Here is a 3165-nt window from a genome sequence, read left to right as displayed (position 1 = left end):
TCATCTCGAGCCCCTGCGGTCGCGGGTCGGGATGCTCGCACCCGCGGCGGACAAGGCCGAGCGCCTGGACACGCACCTGGCCGCCGGGTTCGACCCCGGTCCGGTCCGGGTGGTCGACGTCACCACCACGGTTCCCGCCGCGATCGCCGCGGACCTGGCCCTCATGGGCCCCAGTGGAGTCCACCTGGGTCGGGCCGGGGTCGAGCGGGCCATCGGGTCCGGCGACGGCCCGGTCCGCGTCCACGTCGAGGTGCGGACGTTCCGCAGGTCTCTGCAGGAGTGACGCGCTCTACACGAGTGAGGCGCTCTACAGGAGGTAGGCGCTCTACAGGAGTGAGGCGTACATCGCGTGGGTCTGCTCGGCGATCGCCTCCCACGCGAACCGCGTCCGGGCCCGCTCCTGCCCGGCACGGCCGTACGCGGCGGCCTTGCCCGGATCGACGACGAGTTCGTTGACCGCGGCCGCGAGACCGGCCTCGAAGGCGTCCGGGTCCGACTCGTCGTAGTGGACGAGCGTGCCGGTCTCGCCGTCGACGACGACCTCCGGGATCCCGCCGACATCGGAGGCGACGACGGCGGTGTCGCAGGCCATGGCCTCGAGGTTGACGATCCCGAGGGGTTCGTACACCGACGGGCACGCGAACACCGTGGCGGCGGAGAGGATCTCGATGACCTCCGCGCGCGGCAGCATGTCGCGGAGCCAGAAGACGCCGTCCCGGGTGGACTGCAGGTCGGCGACCAGTGATTCCATCTCGGCCGCGATCTCCGGGGTGTCCGGGGCACCCGCACAGAGCACGAGCTGGGCGTCCGGGTGGAAATCTCGGGCCGCGCGGACCAGGTGGGGCACTCCCTTCTGACGTGTGATGCGACCGACGAACGCCACGATCGGTCGGTCCGGGTCGACACCGTGCCGCCGGAGGACCGAGTCCTCCCCGGCGAACGTCTCGACCGGTGACCACACCGAGGTGTCGATGCCGTTGAGGATCACGTGGATCTTCTCCGGATCGACCTCGGGGTAGACGCGCAGGATCTCGTCCTTCATCCGTGCACTCACCGCGACCACGGCGTCAGCGTGGGCGAAGGCGTTGCGCTCCGACCACGACGAGACGCGGTAGCCGCCCCCGAGCTGCTCGGCCTTCCAGGGTCGGCTGGGCTCGAGAGAGTGCGCGGACACCACGTGGGGGATGCCGTAGAGCTCCCCGGCGAGGTGGCCGGCCAGGCCCGCGTACCAGGTGTGGGAGTGGACGATGTCCGCCCCCTCCGCGGCCACGCACATGCGCAGTCCGGCGGAGAGGGTCCGGATCGCCGGGTTGGCGTCCTCGCCCAGCTCCGGATCGGGCCGGAACGCCCGCGCGGTGTCGCGGTCCGCGCCCATGCACAGGACGTCGACCTCGCACAGCGGCCGCAGGGTGGCCACCAGTTCGGTCACGTGGACCCCCGCCCCGCCGTAGACCTCCGGTGGGTACTCCCTCGTCATCATCGCTACTCGCACACCGGTCAACCTAGCCCCCCGGGGCGTGCACGGGACCGTTGCGGGTGAACCCCGCCCGACCACGGGGTGTCGGCGCGGGGCGGTGCGGGGGCAAGTCCCGTGATGGTCCGTGGCAACGGCCCGGAAGTCGTTACGGTGGGGGGGTGAGGAACCAGCCGCACGTCCTAGCAATCGTTCTCGCCGGTGGCGAGGGCAAGCGCCTCTTCCCGCACACCGCGGACCGCGCCAAACCGGCGGTGCCGTTCGGCGGGTCGTACAGGTTGATCGACTTCGTCCTGAGCAACCTCGTCAACGCCGGTTTCATGCGGATCTGCGTCCTCACGCAGTACAAGTCGCACTCCCTCGACCGGCACATCTCCCAGGTGTGGCACATGAGCGGGATGGGGGGCGAGTACATCACCCCCGTTCCCGCGCAGCAGCGGCTCGGACCGCGGTGGTACACCGGGTCGGCGGACGCCATCCTGCAGTCGCTGAACCTGGTCCACGACGAGAAGCCGGACCACATCGTCGTCTTCGGGGCCGATCACGTCTACCGCATGGACCCCCGTCAGATGCTCGACCACCACATCGCCACGGGGGCCGCGGTCACGGTCGCCGGGATCCGGGTCCCCCGCAGTGAGGCCTTCGCCTTCGGCTGCATCGACGCGGGGGACGACGACCTGATCCGGGACTGGGTCGAGAAGCCCTCCGATCCTCCGGGGACGCCGGACGACCCGGATGCGACGTTCGCCTCGATGGGCAACTACATCTTCACGACGGATGCGCTCGTCACGGCCCTCAAGGCGGACGCGGAGAAGCCGGATTCCACCCACGACATGGGCGGGGACATCATCCCCGCGCTGGTGGAACAGGAGCGCGCGTACGTCTACGACTTCGCCCGCAACCGGGTCCCGGGCGAGACGGAGCGCGACCGGGGGTACTGGCGTGACGTGGGGACCATCGACGCGTTCTACGACGCCCACGTGGACCTGGTCTCAGTGCACCCGGTGTTCAACCTCTACAACAACCTGTGGCCGATCCGGACCCAGCAGGACAATCTGCCGCCAGCCAAGTTCGTCAACGGCGGCATGTCCCAGGAGTCGATGGTGGGGGCGGGGACGATCATCTCCGCGGCCACCGTGCGCAACTCCGTGGTCTCGAACAACGTGGTGGTCGAGGACGGCGCCGTGGTGGAGGGCAGCGTGCTGATGCCCGGTGTGCGCATCGGTCGGGGCGCCGTGGTGCGCAGGGCGATCGTGGACAAGAACTCCTCGATCGGCCCGGGCGACGTGATCGGCGTGGATCACGAGCGCGACCGGCTCCGGTTCCCGATCAGTGCCGGCGGAGTGGTGAGCGTGTCCAAGAACTCCGTCACGTCGCTGCCCGGCTGAGTCGCCAGCCGGGTCCGGTCCAGGGTTCGCCGCCTCCGGGCGCGCGGGCTCAGAGTGCGACCACGGTCAGCCCGCCGCCGACGGGCAGCACGGTGACGTGTGCGTGTTCGGGCAGGTCCGCGCCCTCCGGCAGCGGTGCGTGCTCACCGATCAGGACCAGCGCACCGCCGGGACGCAACAGTTGGTGAGCGCGGGACACCACCCGGGCGACCGAGTGATCCGGGACATCGGCGACGAGCAGGTCGTAGGCGCCGTCGGCGAGCTTGTCGGCCACCTCCAGCGGCCGCGCCGCGATGTAGCGGG

Annotated in this window: 2 protein-coding genes and 2 pseudogenes; 2 read left to right on the top strand and 2 right to left on the bottom strand. The window is 70.5% G+C overall.

The window, feature by feature from the left end; all coding sequences use genetic code 11:
• Positions 1–283 (top strand): annotated as a pseudogene (locus G6018_RS08230) (methyltransferase type 11); the annotation flags it as partial.
• Positions 284–325: 42 nt separating this feature from the next.
• Here the strand turns inward: G6018_RS08230 and glgA are convergent.
• Complete coding sequence (gene glgA, locus G6018_RS08225; protein WP_347237831.1) at positions 326–1492, bottom strand: glycogen synthase; 1167 nt, start codon at positions 1490–1492, stop codon at positions 326–328.
• Between the two features lie 143 nt (positions 1493–1635).
• Between glgA and glgC the strand changes: the two genes are divergently transcribed.
• A complete protein-coding gene (glgC, locus tag G6018_RS08220) occupies positions 1636–2862 on the top strand; it encodes a glucose-1-phosphate adenylyltransferase (protein ID WP_179525590.1) in 1227 nt (408 codons plus the stop codon).
• A gap of 49 nt (positions 2863–2911) precedes the next feature.
• On the opposite strand, the pseudogene G6018_RS08215 reads toward glgC, so the two are convergent.
• Positions 2912–3165 (bottom strand): annotated as a pseudogene (locus tag G6018_RS08215) (hypothetical protein); the annotation flags it as partial.

The organism is Dietzia sp. DQ11-44 (assembly GCF_014145205.1).
Lineage (GTDB): Bacteria > Actinomycetota > Actinomycetes > Mycobacteriales > Mycobacteriaceae > Dietzia > Dietzia natronolimnaea.
This window is presented reverse-complemented; position numbering and strand designations above follow the sequence as displayed.